Source organism: Actinomadura sp. NTSP31 (assembly GCF_041951385.1).
Classification (GTDB): domain Bacteria; phylum Actinomycetota; class Actinomycetes; order Streptosporangiales; family Streptosporangiaceae; genus Spirillospora; species Spirillospora napierensis.
In genome coordinates this window covers 67,801-81,075 of sequence record NZ_JBGNUT010000004.1, presented here as the reverse complement: position 1 = coordinate 81,075, position 13,275 = coordinate 67,801, and the positions used below count along the sequence as shown (strand labels likewise).

Genomic DNA, 13,275 nt, shown 5'->3' with positions numbered 1-13,275 from the left:
TTCCGCTGCCCTCCCCCCACCCCGAAGGAGAACGAGATGAGAGTCCGGCGCATCACCACGGTCCTGTCCGCGCTGGTCCTGGCGACCACCATGACGGCGTGCGGCTCCAGTGAGAAGACCGTCGACAAGAAGCCCAAGGCGGGCGACGCCAAGGGCGCGCTGATCGGCGTGACGATGCCGACCAAGTCGTCCGAACGCTGGATCCGCGACGGCAACACCGTCAAGGCCGACCTGGAGAAGCTCGGCTACAAGGTCGACCTGCAGTACGCCGAGAACGACATCCCCACGCAGGTCAGCCAGATCGAGAACCAGATCACCAAGGGCGCCAAGCTGCTGGTCGTCGCCTCCATCGACGGCACCGCGCTGACCAGCCAGCTGGAGGAGGCGCACCAGAACCACATCCCGGTGATCTCCTACGACCGGCTGATCATGCGCAGCCCGGACGTCGACTACTACGTCACCTTCGACAACTACAAGGTCGGCGTGGAGCAGGCGACCTCGCTGCTCACCGGCCTGAAGGTCAAGAACGAGGACGGCTCGGAGGGCAAGGCCAAGGGCCCGTTCAACATCGAGCTGTTCGCCGGCTCCCCCGACGACAACAACGCGCCGTTCTTCTACAACGGCGCGATGTCGGTGCTCAAGCCGTACATCGACAAGGGCACCCTCGTCGTCAAGAGCGGCCAGACCGACTTCAAGACGATGGCGATCCTGCGCTGGGACCCGGCCACGGCGCAGAAGCGGATGGAGGACATCCTCACCAAGACCTACCGGGGCGGCGCCAAGGTCGACGGCGTCCTGTCGCCCTACGACGGGCTCTCGATCGGCATCCTGTCGGCGCTCAAGAGCAACGGCTACGGCACGGGCAGCCAGCCGTACCCGGTGGTGACCGGGCAGGACGCCGAGCGGGCGTCGGTGAAGTCGATCCTCGCCGGCGAGCAGTACTCCACCATCTTCAAGGACGTCCGCAAGCTCGCCGACGAGGCGGCGAAGATGTCCGACGCGATCCTCAAGGGCGGGAAGCCGCAGGTCAACAACACCACCGACTACAACAACCAGAAGAAGGTCGTCCCCACCCAGATGCTCCAGCCGGTCATCGTGAACAAGGCCAACGTGCAGACCGAGCTGATCCAGTCCGGCTACTACACGCAGGCGCAGCTGGGATGACGCCGTGACCACCGACGAGACCAACGGCACCGCGGAACGCGACGACATCCTGCGGATGCGCGGGATCACCAAGACGTTCCCCGGCGTGAACGCGCTGGCGGAGGTCGACCTGACGGTGCGCCGCGGCGAGATCCACGCGATCTGCGGCGAGAACGGCGCGGGCAAGTCGACGCTGATGAAGGTGCTGTCCGGGGTCTACCCGCACGGCTCGTACGACGGGGAGATCCTCTTCGACGGCGAGCCGTGCCGGTTCTCCGGCATCCGCGACAGCGAGGAGCGCGGCATCGTCATCATCCACCAGGAGCTGGCGCTGTGCCCGCAGCTGTCGATCGCCGAGAACATCTTCCTCGGCAACGAGCGGGCGGCGCGCGGGTTCCTCGGGCTGCGCGGCCTGGTCGACTGGAACCGCACCAACCACGAGGCGGGCCGGCTGCTGGAGCGGGTCGGGCTGCCGGAGAACCCGGTGACCCCGATCGCCGACCTCGGCGTCGGCAAGCAGCAGCTGGTGGAGATCGCCAAGGCGCTGTCCAAGCGGGTGCGGCTGCTGATCCTGGACGAGCCGACCGCCGCCCTGAACGACGAGGACTCCGCGCACCTGCTGAACCTGATGCGCGGGCTCCGCGACGACGGCATCACCTGCGTGATCATCTCGCACAAGCTGAACGAGGTGCTGGCGATCGCCGACACCGTCAGCGTGCTGCGGGACGGCCGGATGATCGAGACGCTCGACGCGTCCGGCGGCCGGGTCACCGAGGACCGCCTCATCTCCGGCATGGTCGGCCGCGACCTGGAGCACCGCTTCCCGCCGCGCGAGCCGGAGATCGGCGAGGAGGTGCTGCGGATCGAGGACTGGACCGTGCACAGCCCGGCGCAGCGCGACCGGGCGGTGGTGTCGGAGGCCGCCCTGACGCTGCGGCGCGGCGAGATCGTGGGGCTGGCCGGGCTGATGGGCGCGGGCCGCACCGAGCTGGCGATGAGCGTGTTCGGGCGGTCCTACGGGGTGGACATCTCCGGCCGCGTCTACAAGGACGGCGAGCCCGTGCAGCTGCGCACCGTCCGGGACGCGATCCGGCACCGCATCGCCTACGCCACCGAGGACCGCAAGCGCTACGGCCTCAACCTCATCCAGGACATCAAGAGGAACGTGTCGGCCGCCCGGATCGGGAAGCTGGCCAGGGCCGGGTGGGTCAACGAGTTCGAGGAGTACAAGGTCGCCGAGGAGTTCCGCGGCGGGATGAACATCAAGGCGCCGAGCGTGCTGGCCGCGACCGGGCAGCTGAGCGGCGGCAACCAGCAGAAGGTCGTGCTGTCCAAGTGGATCTTCACGGATCCGGACGTGCTGATCCTGGACGAGCCGACCCGCGGCATCGACGTCGGCGCCAAGTACGAGATCTACACGATCATCAACCGGCTCGCCGCCGAGGGCCGGGCGATCCTGCTGATCTCCTCGGAGCTGCCCGAGCTGCTCGGCATGTGCGACCGGATCTACACGATGGCGGCCGGCCGGATCACCGGCGAGGTGCCGCGCGCCGAGGCCACCCAGGAGCGCCTCATGACCTACATGACCATGGGAAGGGAGCAGGTCGGATGAGCCGGACCGCACCCGCCGGGACCGACACCGCGGCCACCGCCGGCACCGCGCCCGCACCGCGGGCGGCGCCCGGCCGGGCACGGCTGACGATCAACATCCGGCAGAGCGGCATCTACATCGCGTTCGCGCTGATCGTCGTGCTGTTCGCGGTGCTGACCGGGGGTGATCTGCTGCAGCCGCAGAACATCTCCAACATCATCGTGCAGAACTCCTACATCCTGATCCTGGCGATCGGGATGATCCTCATCATCATCTCCGGGCACATCGACCTGTCGGTGGGCTCGCTGGTCGGCGTCACCGGCGCCATCGCCGCCTGGCTGATGGTCAACCACGATGTCGCCTGGCCGCTCGCCCTGCTGCTGACGCTCGTCGCGGGCGCCGCGATCGGCGCGTGGCAGGGGTACTGGACGGCCTTCTTCGGCATCCCGTCGTTCATCGTCACGCTGGCCGGGATGCTGCTGTTCCGCGCGCTGACCATGACGGTGCTCGGCAACCAGGGCCTCGGGCCGTTCCCGGACCAGGTCCGCACGCTGTCGAACGGGTTCACCTCCGGCTACTTCGGCAACGTCGGGCTCGGCCCGCTGGGCGGCGCGGACCTGTTCAGCCTGCTCGTCGGCATCGTGGCCGTCGCGGGGCTGGCGGTGTCGCGGTGGCGCACCCGCACGACGCGGCTCGGCTACGGGCAGACCGTCGACCCGGTGCCGGTGTTCCTGCTGAAGGTCGTCGCGGCGGGCGCGCTCATCATGGCGGTGACCGTGCAGCTGGCCCGGTTCCACAACCTGCCGTGGGTGCTGGTGCTGCTGGCGGTGCTGGTGCTGGGGTACTCGCTGCTGACGGGCCGGTCGGTGTTCGGCCGGCACGTCTACGCGGTCGGCGGCAACCTGCAGGCGGCCGTGCTGTCCGGCGTGCGGGCCAAGTCGGTGGTGTTCTGGCTGTTCGTCAACATGGGCGTGCTGTCGGCGCTGGCCGGGATCATCTTCGCCGGCCGGCTCAACCAGGCGGGGCCCACCGCGGGCAACACCTTCGAGCTGGACGCGATCGCCGCGGCGTTCATCGGCGGCGCCGCGGTGCAGGGCGGCGTCGGCAAGGTGGTCGGCGCCATCACCGGCGGCCTGATCATGGGCGTGATCAACAACGGCATGTCGCTGATGGGCGCCCCCAGCGAGCGGGTGATGCTGGTCAAGGGCCTGGTCCTGCTGGCCGCCGTCGCGTTCGACGTCTGGACCAAGCGGCGGGCCGGCTCGCCGCTGCTGCGCTGAGCCGGCGGCGCCCCCCCACCACTTTCCGGCCGCACGACCGGGGGGCCGGCGGCGATCCGCCGGTCCCCTTCCCAACAGAACACGCAAGTCCGTCTCCTCCCTCCCCCCATGCGAGAGGAACACCGATGAAGCGCGTCCCACCCCTCACCGTCCCGCTGGCCACCGCCGCCCTGCTCGCGGGCGGCCTGCTCGCCGTCCCGGCCACCGCCGCGTCGTCCGGGCCGACCATCGCCAAGGAGCCGTTCGGCGCGCTGCCGGACGGCACGAAGATCGACCGGTACACGCTCGGCAGCGGCCACGGGATGAAGGTCCGCATCCTCACCTACGGCGGCATCGTCCAGTCGCTCGACGCCCCCGACCGGCACGGCCGGTCCGGCAACGTCGCGCTCGGGTTCGGCAAGCTCGACGGGTACCTCAGCGACACCTACAAGGACGCGAACCCCTACTTCGGGGCGCTGATCGGGCGCTACGGCAACCGGATCGGCGGCGCCCGGTTCACCCTCGACGGCAAGACCTACAAGGTCCCCGCCAACGACGGGAACAACAGCCTGCACGGCGGCACGACCGGGTTCGACAAGCGGGTGTGGACGGCGCAGCCGGCCAAGGACGGGGACGGGGCGTCGCTGCGGCTGTCGTACGTCAGCCCGGACGGCGAGGAGGGCTACCCCGGCACCCTCCGCACCACCGTCACCTACACCGTCACCCGCGGGAACGACCTGCGCATCCGCTACCAGGCGACCACCGACAAGCCGACCGTGGTCAACCTGACCAACCACACCTACTTCAACCTGGCCGGTGAGGGGTCCGGCGAGGTCTACGACCACAAGGTGCAGATCAACGCGTCCCGCTACACGCCGGTCGACTCCACCCTCATCCCGACGGGGCAGTTGGCCACCGTGCACGGCACGCCGCTGGACTTCACCCGCCCGCACACCATCGGCGAACGCATCCGCGACGGCCACCAGCAGATGGTGTACGGGCGCGGCTACGACCACAACTTCGTGCTCGACGGCACCGGCATGAAGCTCGCCGCCCGCGTCACCGAGCCGGCCACCGGCCGGGTGATGGAGGTCCGCACGGACCAGCCCGGCCTGCAGTTCTACTCCGGCAACTTCCTCGACGGCCGGCTCGTCGGCACCGGCGGGAAGATGTACCGGCAGGGCGACGGGTTCGCCATGGAGTCCCAGCACTTCCCCGACTCGCCCAACAAGCCGCAGTTCCCGAGCACCACGCTGCGGCCCGGCCAGACTTACGACTCCACCAGCGTCTACTCCTTCTCCACGTCCTGATCCGAGCCGGGGGGGGGGGCCCCGGGGGGGGGGGGGACCGGGCCCGCCCGCGCCGGGGAGCGGGCACCGGGGGTCGCGCGCGGGTGCCCGCTCCCGGCCGTCCGGACCGACCGAGGAACCCATGGACCACCGCATCGAGATCGCCCTGCCCTCCCGCGTCCGGCTCGGAGAGGGACCCAACTGGCACGCCGCCGCCGGCGTGCTGCTCTGGGTCGACATCCTCGGCAACGAGGTGCACGCCTACGACCCGGCCACCGGCGCCGACACCGTCCGCCACACGGCCCAGCACGTGGGCGCGGCGAGGCCCCGGGCGGGCGGCGGCCTGGTCGTCAACCTCCGCGACGGCGTCGGGCTCTACGACGCCGGCGGCGCCTTCCGCTGGCTCGCCGAGCACCCCGTCCCCGGCTGCCGCGGCAACGACGCCGCCGTCGGCCCGGACGGTGCGCTCTGGGCCGGGACGATGCGCTACGACGAGGCGCCGGGAGGCGGCCGCCTGCGCCGCGTCCGCCCCGATGGCGAGACGGACACGGTGCTGGACGACGTGACGATCAGCAACGGGATCGCCTGGAGCCCCGACGGGCGCCTCATGTACTACGTGGACACGCCCACGCGCCGCATCGACGTCTTCGACTTCCGCCCCGAGGAGGGCGCCACCCGCCGGCGCGCGTTCGTCTCCGTTCCGGGACAGCCGGACGGGCTGACCACCGACGCCGACGGCCGGATCTGGGTGGCCCTGTGGGGCGGCGGCCGCGTCCTCTGCTACACGCCCGGCGGCGACCTCGACCGCACCGTCGAGGTGCCCGCCGCGCAGACCACCGCCTGCGCGTTCGGCGGCCCGGACCTCCGCGACCTCTACATCACGACGGCGACCGTGGGCGCGCCGAAGGACGATCCCCATGGCGGATCGCTGTTCGTCGTCCCCGGCGCGGGGCAGGGCCTGCCCTCCCCCGCGTTCGCCGGCTGACCCCGCGGGCGGGTCAGGCGCGGCGGCCGACGCCCGCGAGCGTGAACGTCCGCTCGGGGTGCCCGATCTCCGCGCCGGGCTCGGGCCGCCACAGCGGGGTGTAGGTCAGGCCGGGGTCGAGCAGCTCGAACGGCGCGACGAGGGCCTCCACCTCGGCCCGGGTCCGGCCCCAGAAGTGCCAGGTCGGCTTGAACACCTCGGTCACGTCCCTGCTGGACTCCGGCTGGGGCTCGTGGGTGATGTGGGTGAACACCAGGTGCCCGCCGGGCGGCAGCGCCGCGTGCAGCCGCCGGACCGTCTCCGTCGCCGCGGCGGTGTCGCGGATGAAGTGCAGGACCCGGTCGAGCACGATCGCGACCGGTTGGGAGAAGTCGATGTGCTCGCGCACGAGCGGGTCGTCGGCGAGCGTCTCGGGGCGCGTGAGGTCGCACTGCACGACCGCCGTGCGCTTCGTGCCGGCCAGCAGCGCCCGGGCGTGCACCAGGACGACGGGGTCGCCGTCGGCGAACACGACGGTCGCGTCCGGGGCGACCTCGGCCGCGACCTCGTGCACGTTGCCGGCCGCGGGCAGCTTGCTGCCGACGTCGATGAACTGCCGCACGCCCCGCCCGGCGAGGTGCCGGACGGCGCGGCCGACGAACCCGTGGTTCTCCCTGGCCGCCGTCCGCGCCTCCGGGATGACGGCCAGCAGCTGCTCGGCGACCTCGCGGTCGGCGGCGTAGTTGTCCTTGCCGCCGAGCAGGTAGTCGTAGATCCGCGCCGTGTTGGGCGTGGTCAGGTCGACGCCGGCGGGGGACCACCTCTCCTCGGCCATCGCAGTCTCCGCTTCGTCCCGGGGAGAACGATCGTCTCATGGGACGCGCCGTGCTCGCGCCGGGACGCACCGCGTCCGCAGGCGAACGGCGGCGCGGGCCGGCGGCGCGGGCCGGCGGCGACGGCCTCGGCACCGCGGAGGGGACTGCGCCGCGCTCAGGGCCGGGCGCCGCCGAGGTCGTCGGAGCGCCCGGCTTCGAGACGGGACAGCTGCGCGGTCGGACGCCCGCCGGTCCGCCAGTTGTGGCCGTCGCTCTCCCACGGGCGGGGCCACCCGGCAGGCGAGTCCTCCCAGCCCTCCTGCCGCCCGTACACGGTCATGTCGAGCAGCCCGCAGGTCGGGGCCATCGGCTCCACGCCGCGGCCGGTGGTCCAGTACGTCTCGAACACCCGGTCGCCGTCGCGCAGGTAGCACGCCAATCCGAAGCTGCTCCGGTCCGCGTGCAGGGCGCCGATGGAGTCCCGTGCCGAGTACCAGGGCACGTCCCAGCCCATGAAGTCCCGGTAGCGGACGCTGGTCTCGTACGGGCCCTTGCAGAACGTGGCGTAGGTGACGTCACGGGCGTGCAGGTAGGACAGCTCCCGCACCTGCGAGTTGAAAAACGTGCATCCCTCGCACTGCTCGGCGGCCGGGTGGCCGTCGTGCCACATGTGGTGGTAGGCGATCAGCTGCCGCCGGCCCTCGAACGTCTCCAGCAGCGTGACGGGCCCGGCCGGGCCGGTCAGCGGGGCGGCGGCGTCCACCTCCACCATGGGCAGCCGCCGGCGCGCCGCCGCGATCGCGTCGCCCTCGTGGGTGTGCGCCTTCTCCCGCACCAGCAGCGCGTCCCGCTCGGCCTGCCAGGTGGCCCGGTCGACGATCCTGGGCAGCGCCTCGGCGGCCGCCGTCGTGTCCGTCCTGCCGTTCATGATCCCCTCCGTGTGCCGGCGTCCGCCGGCCGTAGGTGGTGTCCGGGTCATTGCTCGAGGTGGTCCTTGAGCGCGTCGAGCCGGTCGTCCCAGTCGCCGGCCAGCACGTTCAGGAACTGCTGCGCCACCCGCATCGGCGCGGTGCGCACCCGGTAGCGGACCCGGCGCCGCTCCCCGGGTTCGGCCGTCACCAGGCCCGCCCCGGTGAGCAGGGCGAGGTGCTTGGCGATCGCCTGCCGCGTGATCGGCAGCCGGGCGGCCAGGTCGGTGGCGGTGGCCGGCCCGTCCGCGGCGAGCGTCGCCAGGACGGAGCGCCGGGACGGGTCGGCCAGCGCGGCGAAGACCCGCTCGGCGGTCGCCTCCAGGTCAGGCCGCATCGAGGTGCCCGGCGAGTTCGCCCAGTTCCGCCGCCCAACCGCCGACGTGCGCGTCGTACTCCTCCTGGTACACGTCCTCGGGGAGCTGGGCGAAACCGGTCTCCACCACGTGCAACCGGGTGCCCGCGCCGGACGGTTCGAGGGTGAACTCGACGTAGGTGCGGCGCGGGTCGTCCGCGGGCAGCCCCTTGAGCTGCCAGGTGAAGCCGAACACCCGGGGCTCCTCGATCCGTTCGACGCGCATGGCGACGGCGGACCCGTCGCTCCAGCCCATCCAGGCCCGCCCGCCCGGACGCGGGTCGATGGCCGCCTCCTCGCCGAACCAGGCGGCCAGCCCCTCGGCCGTGGTGAGCGCCGTCCACACCTTCCCCGGCGGGGCGGCGAGCTCCACGGTCCGTTCGATCCGATCGGGAAACCCCATGGCGACCTCCGTATAGCAACCCAACGGTTGCCACACTATGGCAACCGTTGGGTTGCGTCAACGGGTCAGGGACCGAGCAGGTCGATCACCTCGGCGTCGAGGCCGATGCCCGGGTCGGCCGCGCGCGCGGCGCGCAGGGCGGCGGCCAGGGTCGCCGCCGCGAGGACCGCCAGCCGGTCGCGCGGGACGTCGCGGTGCCGAAGATGGTCGATGACGACCTCGTCCAGGTAGCCGACCCAGCCGCGCATCGTGGTGCGCAGCACCGGACGGGCCGGATCGGGCACGCCGAGCGCGTCCAGCAGCCGTTGCGCGCCCTGCCAGCGCAGGTCCTCCACGATCGCGCGGACCTCGGGGTCGGAGCCGTTGCCGCCGCGCATGACCGCCAGGAACCCGGCGGCGTTCGCCTCCATGAAGGCGATGTGCCGGTCGAGGGCATCGCGCAGCTGCTCCCCCGGCGTCGCGCCTTGCGGCTCCGCCTCGTGGACGACCCGCAGCCGGTCGGCGGCGGCGCGGATCGTCGCCAGGTACAGGCCGCGCTTGTTGCCGAAGTGGTGCGCGATCAGCCCGTAGGCGACGCCCGCCCGCCGGGCGATCTCGGTCGTGGTGACCTCGTCGTAGGCGCGTCCGGCGAACAACTCGGCGGCGGCGTCGATCAGCATCTGCCGGCGGTCGGGCCGGGGCATCGGCGGCTCCCTCGGATTGACGTGCGGTCGCGGGCGAGTCTAGCCTCTCGAACTGATTGATAATCAGTCAACATCGGGAGGCGATGATGGCCCGGATCGAGCTGACGGACGCGCCGGTCCTGCTCACCGGCGCGTCCAGCGGGATCGGCCGCGCCCTGGCGTTCGCGCTGGCCGGGCGCGGCGCGCGGCTGGCGATCGCGGCGCGCCGGCGGGACGCGCTGGAGGACGTGGCCGACCGGATCGCGGCGCGCGGCGGGACGCGCCCGCACGTCATCGAGGCCGACCTGTCGCGTCCGGGCGCCGCCGCCGCGCTGGCCGGCGCGGCGGAGCGGGCGCTGGGCGGTGTGCGCGTGCTGGTCAGCAACGCGGGCGCGGGGCTCGTCGCGGCCCAGGGCGAGCTGGGCGACGGCCCCGACGCGCGGGCGCTGTTCGAGACGAACTTCTGGTCGCCGCTCGCGCTGGCCCGCGAGCTGCTGCCCGGGATGCGCGGCGGCGGCGTGATCGTCAACGTCACGTCCACGCTGCAGGCGCTGCCGGTTCCGATGCTCGGGTACTACGGCTCGGCCAAGGCCGCGCTCGCGCACGCCACCCGCACGATGCGCAACGAGCTGCGCGGCACCGGCGTCACCGTCCTGGAGTACGTCCCGGGCGCCACCGACACCGATGCCCGCGACGTCGGGCTGCTGCCCTGGCGCGGCCGGCCGGTGCGCACGCTCCCGCCGGTCTCGCCCGAGTCCGCCGCGCGGGCGATCGTGCGGGCGATCGAGCGCGGCGAGCGCCGCCGCGTCCACCCGTTCCCCTCGCTGCTGCCGCTGGAGGTCCCGGCGGTCGGGCGCCTGGCGGCACGGGCCGCGGCGCGGCGGATTCAGGTGCCGCGGAGCTTCTGAAGCCCCCGATCGGACGCGCTGCCCGGCGCCGCCGTGTACAGGACGACCCGGTGCTCGCCGCCGCCGGGCACCGGCAGGATCTCGCAGTCGAGTTCCAGCTCGCCCGCGACGGGGTGGACGGCGCGCTTGGTGATCGTCCGTTGCACCTCGATCTCGCGGGCGGCCCACATCCCGGCGAACTCCGGGCTGGCGGCGGACAGTTCGGCGACGATCGCGCGCACGGCCGGGTCGCCGGGATAGCGGCCGCTCGCCCGCAGGTCGGCGACGCATCTGCGGGCCAACTCCAGCTTGGCGCCATCCAGCGGCCCGCCGAAAAGCCAGCGCAGCGTGTTGCGCCGTTCCGGCGGCGCCTGCGCCAGGTCGCCGATCAGCGCGGTCAGCATCCGGTTCCACGCCAGCACGTCGTAGCAGACGTTGATCACCATCGCCGGAACGCCGTCCAGCCGGTCGAGCAGCCGCAGCACGTTGGCGGGGACCTCCGCCGCGGCGGGCGCGGGCGGCGGCGCGGCGAAGCCGAGCAGGTAGCCGGTCTCGTCGCCGGTCAGCCGGAGCGCGCGGCCGAGCGCGGCGAGCACCTGCGCGGACGGCCTCGGCCCGCGCCCCTGCTCCATCCGGATGTAGTAGTCCACCGAGATGCCCGCCAGCAGCGCGACCTCCTCGCGGCGCAGCCCGGGCGTCTGGCGGCGCCCGCCCGCGGCGAAGCCCGCCTCGTCCGGCCGGACCCGGTCGCGCCGGCTGCGCAGGAAACCGGCCAGCTCTCGCCTGTCCATCCCCACCCTGTCCATCCCTGTCATGATGCCGCCATCCGGGTGGTACCGCCGGTCCCAGGCCCGGCCGTGCCTACCCGTCCCGGCCGGCGCGGCACCAGCCTGGAGCCATGACGATCTTGGTCACCGGAGCGCGCGGCAACGTCGCGCGCAGCCTCGTCCAGCAGCTCCTCGGCGCGGGCCTGCCCGTCCGCGCGGCCGGCCGCGACCCCGCGGCGGCGCGCCTTCCCGGCGGCGTCGAGGCCGTCCGCGCCGACCTCGCCGATCCCGCCACGCTCGGCCCGGCGCTCGACGGCGTCGCGCGCGTCTTCCTCTACGCCGAACGGCAGGGCCTCGGCGGCTTCACCGAGCGGGCCCGCGCCGCCGGCGTCGAGCACATCGTGCTGCTGTCGGCCGCGGGCGCCGACGCCGCGTCGGCGGACCCGATCGCCCGGCTGCACGGCGAGGCCGAAGAGGCCGTCGCCCGCTCGGGCATCGCCTGGACGTTCCTGCGCCCCGGCGGCTTCGCGACGAACGCGCTGCAGTGGGCGGGCACGATCCGCGCGGACGGGACCGTCCGCGACCCGTTCCCCGAGTCGTGGACGGCGCCGATCCACGAGGCCGACATCGCCGCGGTCGCGCTGCGCGCCCTGACCGAGCCGGGGCACGCGGGGACCGCGCCGGTCCTCACCGGGCCGGAGCGGCTGACGAGGCGGCAGCAGGCCGAGCGGATCGGCGAGGCGATCGGCCGGCCCATCGCCGTCGAGCGGCAGGACCTGGACGAGCACCGCCGCGACCTCGCCCGGTGGGGGCCGCCGGAGGTCGCCGAGGCGCTGATCCGGCACTCGGTCGCCGCCGTCGACGCGCCGCCGCCCGTCACCGCGGACGTCCGGCGGATCACCGGGCGCCCGGCGCGCACGTTCGCCGCATGGGCCCGCGACCACGCCGCCGACTTCGGCTAACCGGACGGCTCGTCGGGCAGGGTCGGCACCGTGATGCCCGGGTCGCGGCCGAGCAGCACCGCGCGGGTGATCGCGGCCGCCCCGAACCGGCCGCGGACGCCGTCGACGGCGGCGTCCGCGGCCGCGCCCGCCTCGAACGGCAGCGCGAGCTGGACGACCCGGTCGTCCTGCAGGGAGCCGAGGGACACCCCGATCAGCGTCAGCCCGCGCTCGGCGACCAGCGGGGCGGCGCCGCCGAGCAGCCGGCGCGCCGCGTCCAGCAGGACGGCCGTCTCGGCCGTGGCCTGCGGCAGCGTGTGCGAGCGGGTCGCGCGCGCGTAGTCGCCGAACCGCAGCCGCAGCGTGACCGTCCGGCACACCCGGTGCGCGCCGCGCAGCCGTCCCGCGAGCCGGTCCAGCAGGCCGACCAGCATCGCGTCCAGTTCCTCGGGTGTCCGGGCCCGCCGGCCGAGCGCGCGCTGGGCGCCCATCGACCGGCGCCGGACACCGGTGCGGACGGGCCGGGGGTCCCGGTTGCGGGCCAGCGCGTGCAGGTGGCGTCCGGCGCCGGGGCCGAGCAGCGCCACCAGCGCCGCCTCCGGCATGTCGGCGACCTGGCCGACCGTGGTCACGCCGTACCCGGCGAGCTTGGCGGCGGTCGCCGGGCCCACGCCCCACAGCCGCCGCACCGGCAGCGGGCGCAGGAAGTCCAGCTCGCCGTCCGGCGGGACGACGAGCAGCCCGTCGGGCTTGGCGACGCCGCTGGCCACCTTCGCCAGGAACTTCGTGCGCGCCACGCCGATGGTGATCGGCAGCCCGACCTCCTCGGCCACCCGGCGGCGCAGCCCCGCCGCGATGCCGGCCGGCGTCCCGGAGATCCGGCGCAGGCCGTCCACGTCGAGGAACGCCTCGTCGATCGACAGGCCCTCGACGAGCGGCGTCGTGGCGCGGAACAGCGCGAACACCGCCTTGCTCGCCTCGGCGTAGGCGTCCATCCGGGGCCGGACGACCACGGCGCCCGGGCACAGCCGCCGCGCCTGCCCGCCGCTCATCGCGGTCCGGACGCCGTGCGCCTTGGCCTCGTAGCTGGCCGCCAGCACCACGCCCCCGCCGACGATCACCGGCCGCCCGCGCAGCGCGGGGTCGTCGCGCTGCTCGACCGACGCGTAGAAGGCGTCCAGGTCGGCGTGCAGGATCGTGGCGGCGCCGGACACGAACATATGTTCGCATA

14 protein-coding genes are annotated in these 13,275 nt (G+C 73.6%); 7 read left to right on the top strand and 7 right to left on the bottom strand.

Annotated features, from left to right (window positions below):
- Window positions 1–36: 36 nt before the first annotated feature.
- The 5 genes from chvE to ACA514_RS07840 all read left to right on the top strand — a co-directional run bounded on the left by chvE (window position 37) and on the right by ACA514_RS07840 (window position 6,267).
- Window positions 37–1,164 (top strand): multiple monosaccharide ABC transporter substrate-binding protein, encoded by a 1,128-nt coding sequence (gene chvE, locus ACA514_RS07860; protein WP_375040350.1) that lies wholly within the window; start codon window positions 37–39, stop codon window positions 1,162–1,164.
- 55 nt (window positions 1,165–1,219) lie between these two features.
- Complete coding sequence (mmsA, locus tag ACA514_RS07855) at window positions 1,220–2,755, top strand: multiple monosaccharide ABC transporter ATP-binding protein (RefSeq protein ID WP_375040690.1); 1,536 nt, start codon at window positions 1,220–1,222, stop codon at window positions 2,753–2,755.
- Entirely contained in the window at window positions 2,752–4,014 is a 1,263-nt protein-coding gene (mmsB, locus tag ACA514_RS07850; RefSeq protein ID WP_375040349.1) for a multiple monosaccharide ABC transporter permease, read from the top strand. Before mmsA ends, mmsB begins: the two co-directional genes overlap by 4 nt.
- A gap of 125 nt (window positions 4,015–4,139) precedes the next feature.
- Entirely contained in the window at window positions 4,140–5,303 is a 1,164-nt protein-coding gene (locus ACA514_RS07845; protein ID WP_375040348.1) for an aldose epimerase family protein, read from the top strand.
- 121 nt (window positions 5,304–5,424) lie between these two features.
- Complete coding sequence (locus tag ACA514_RS07840) at window positions 5,425–6,267, top strand: SMP-30/gluconolactonase/LRE family protein (RefSeq protein ID WP_375040347.1); 843 nt, start codon at window positions 5,425–5,427, stop codon at window positions 6,265–6,267.
- Window positions 6,268–6,280: 13 nt separating this feature from the next.
- Here ACA514_RS07840 and ACA514_RS07835 read toward each other — a convergent pair whose 3' ends face one another.
- The 5 genes from ACA514_RS07835 to ACA514_RS07815 all read right to left on the bottom strand — a co-directional run bounded on the left by ACA514_RS07835 (window position 6,281) and on the right by ACA514_RS07815 (window position 9,470).
- The gene (locus ACA514_RS07835) at window positions 6,281–7,081 is read right to left on the bottom strand and encodes an SAM-dependent methyltransferase (protein WP_375040346.1); all 801 of its coding nucleotides are present in this window, start codon (window positions 7,079–7,081) and stop codon (window positions 6,281–6,283) included.
- A gap of 155 nt (window positions 7,082–7,236) precedes the next feature.
- Window positions 7,237–7,989, bottom strand: a complete 753-nt coding sequence (locus ACA514_RS07830) for a DUF899 family protein (RefSeq protein ID WP_375040345.1) — start codon at window positions 7,987–7,989, stop codon at window positions 7,237–7,239.
- A gap of 47 nt (window positions 7,990–8,036) precedes the next feature.
- A complete protein-coding gene (locus tag ACA514_RS07825; protein WP_375040344.1) occupies window positions 8,037–8,366 on the bottom strand; it encodes an ArsR/SmtB family transcription factor in 330 nt (109 codons plus the stop codon).
- A complete protein-coding gene (locus ACA514_RS07820) occupies window positions 8,356–8,787 on the bottom strand; it encodes an SRPBCC domain-containing protein (protein ID WP_375040343.1) in 432 nt (143 codons plus the stop codon). Before ACA514_RS07820 ends, ACA514_RS07825 begins: the two co-directional genes overlap by 11 nt.
- A gap of 65 nt (window positions 8,788–8,852) precedes the next feature.
- Window positions 8,853–9,470: a TetR/AcrR family transcriptional regulator gene (locus ACA514_RS07815; protein WP_375040342.1), complete on the bottom strand. Its 618-nt coding sequence runs from the start codon at window positions 9,468–9,470 to the stop codon at window positions 8,853–8,855.
- Window positions 9,471–9,556: 86 nt separating this feature from the next.
- Between ACA514_RS07815 and ACA514_RS07810 the strand changes: the two genes are divergently transcribed.
- Window positions 9,557–10,357, top strand: coding sequence for an SDR family NAD(P)-dependent oxidoreductase (locus ACA514_RS07810; protein WP_375040341.1), 801 nt, complete (start codon window positions 9,557–9,559; stop codon window positions 10,355–10,357).
- Here ACA514_RS07810 and ACA514_RS07805 read toward each other — a convergent pair.
- A complete protein-coding gene (locus tag ACA514_RS07805) occupies window positions 10,336–11,142 on the bottom strand; it encodes a helix-turn-helix transcriptional regulator (protein WP_375040340.1) in 807 nt (268 codons plus the stop codon). The genes ACA514_RS07810 and ACA514_RS07805 overlap by 22 nt on opposite strands.
- Before the next feature lie 92 nt (window positions 11,143–11,234).
- Between ACA514_RS07805 and ACA514_RS07800 the strand changes: the two genes are divergently transcribed.
- Entirely contained in the window at window positions 11,235–12,065 is an 831-nt protein-coding gene (locus ACA514_RS07800) for an NAD(P)H-binding protein (protein WP_375040339.1), read from the top strand.
- On the opposite strand, the gene dinB is transcribed toward ACA514_RS07800, so the two are convergent.
- Complete coding sequence (dinB, locus tag ACA514_RS07795) at window positions 12,062–13,258, bottom strand: DNA polymerase IV (RefSeq protein WP_375040338.1); 1,197 nt, start codon at window positions 13,256–13,258, stop codon at window positions 12,062–12,064. The two genes, ACA514_RS07800 and dinB, sit on opposite strands and share 4 nt — an antisense overlap.
- Between the last annotated feature and the right edge of the window lie 17 nt (window positions 13,259–13,275).

Coding starts and splice junctions, on each gene's coding strand:
- ACA514_RS07825 (WP_375040344.1), bottom strand. CDS start 8,366: ATGCGGCCTGACCTGGAGGCGACCGCCGAGCGGGTCTTCGCCGCGCTG.
- ACA514_RS07845 (WP_375040348.1), top strand. CDS start 4,140: ATGAAGCGCGTCCCACCCCTCACCGTCCCGCTGGCCACCGCCGCCCTG.
- ACA514_RS07830 (WP_375040345.1), bottom strand. CDS start 7,989: ATGAACGGCAGGACGGACACGACGGCGGCCGCCGAGGCGCTGCCCAGG.
- ACA514_RS07840 (WP_375040347.1), top strand. CDS start 5,425: ATGGACCACCGCATCGAGATCGCCCTGCCCTCCCGCGTCCGGCTCGGA.
- ACA514_RS07805 (WP_375040340.1), bottom strand. CDS start 11,142: ATGGACAGGGTGGGGATGGACAGGCGAGAGCTGGCCGGTTTCCTGCGC.
- mmsB (WP_375040349.1), top strand. CDS start 2,752: ATGAGCCGGACCGCACCCGCCGGGACCGACACCGCGGCCACCGCCGGC.
- ACA514_RS07815 (WP_375040342.1), bottom strand. CDS start 9,470: ATGCCCCGGCCCGACCGCCGGCAGATGCTGATCGACGCCGCCGCCGAG.
- ACA514_RS07800 (WP_375040339.1), top strand. CDS start 11,235: ATGACGATCTTGGTCACCGGAGCGCGCGGCAACGTCGCGCGCAGCCTC.
- ACA514_RS07835 (WP_375040346.1), bottom strand. CDS start 7,081: ATGGCCGAGGAGAGGTGGTCCCCCGCCGGCGTCGACCTGACCACGCCC.
- ACA514_RS07820 (WP_375040343.1), bottom strand. CDS start 8,787: ATGGGGTTTCCCGATCGGATCGAACGGACCGTGGAGCTCGCCGCCCCG.
- ACA514_RS07810 (WP_375040341.1), top strand. CDS start 9,557: ATGGCCCGGATCGAGCTGACGGACGCGCCGGTCCTGCTCACCGGCGCG.
- chvE (WP_375040350.1), top strand. CDS start 37: ATGAGAGTCCGGCGCATCACCACGGTCCTGTCCGCGCTGGTCCTGGCG.
- mmsA (WP_375040690.1), top strand. CDS start 1,220: ATGCGCGGGATCACCAAGACGTTCCCCGGCGTGAACGCGCTGGCGGAG.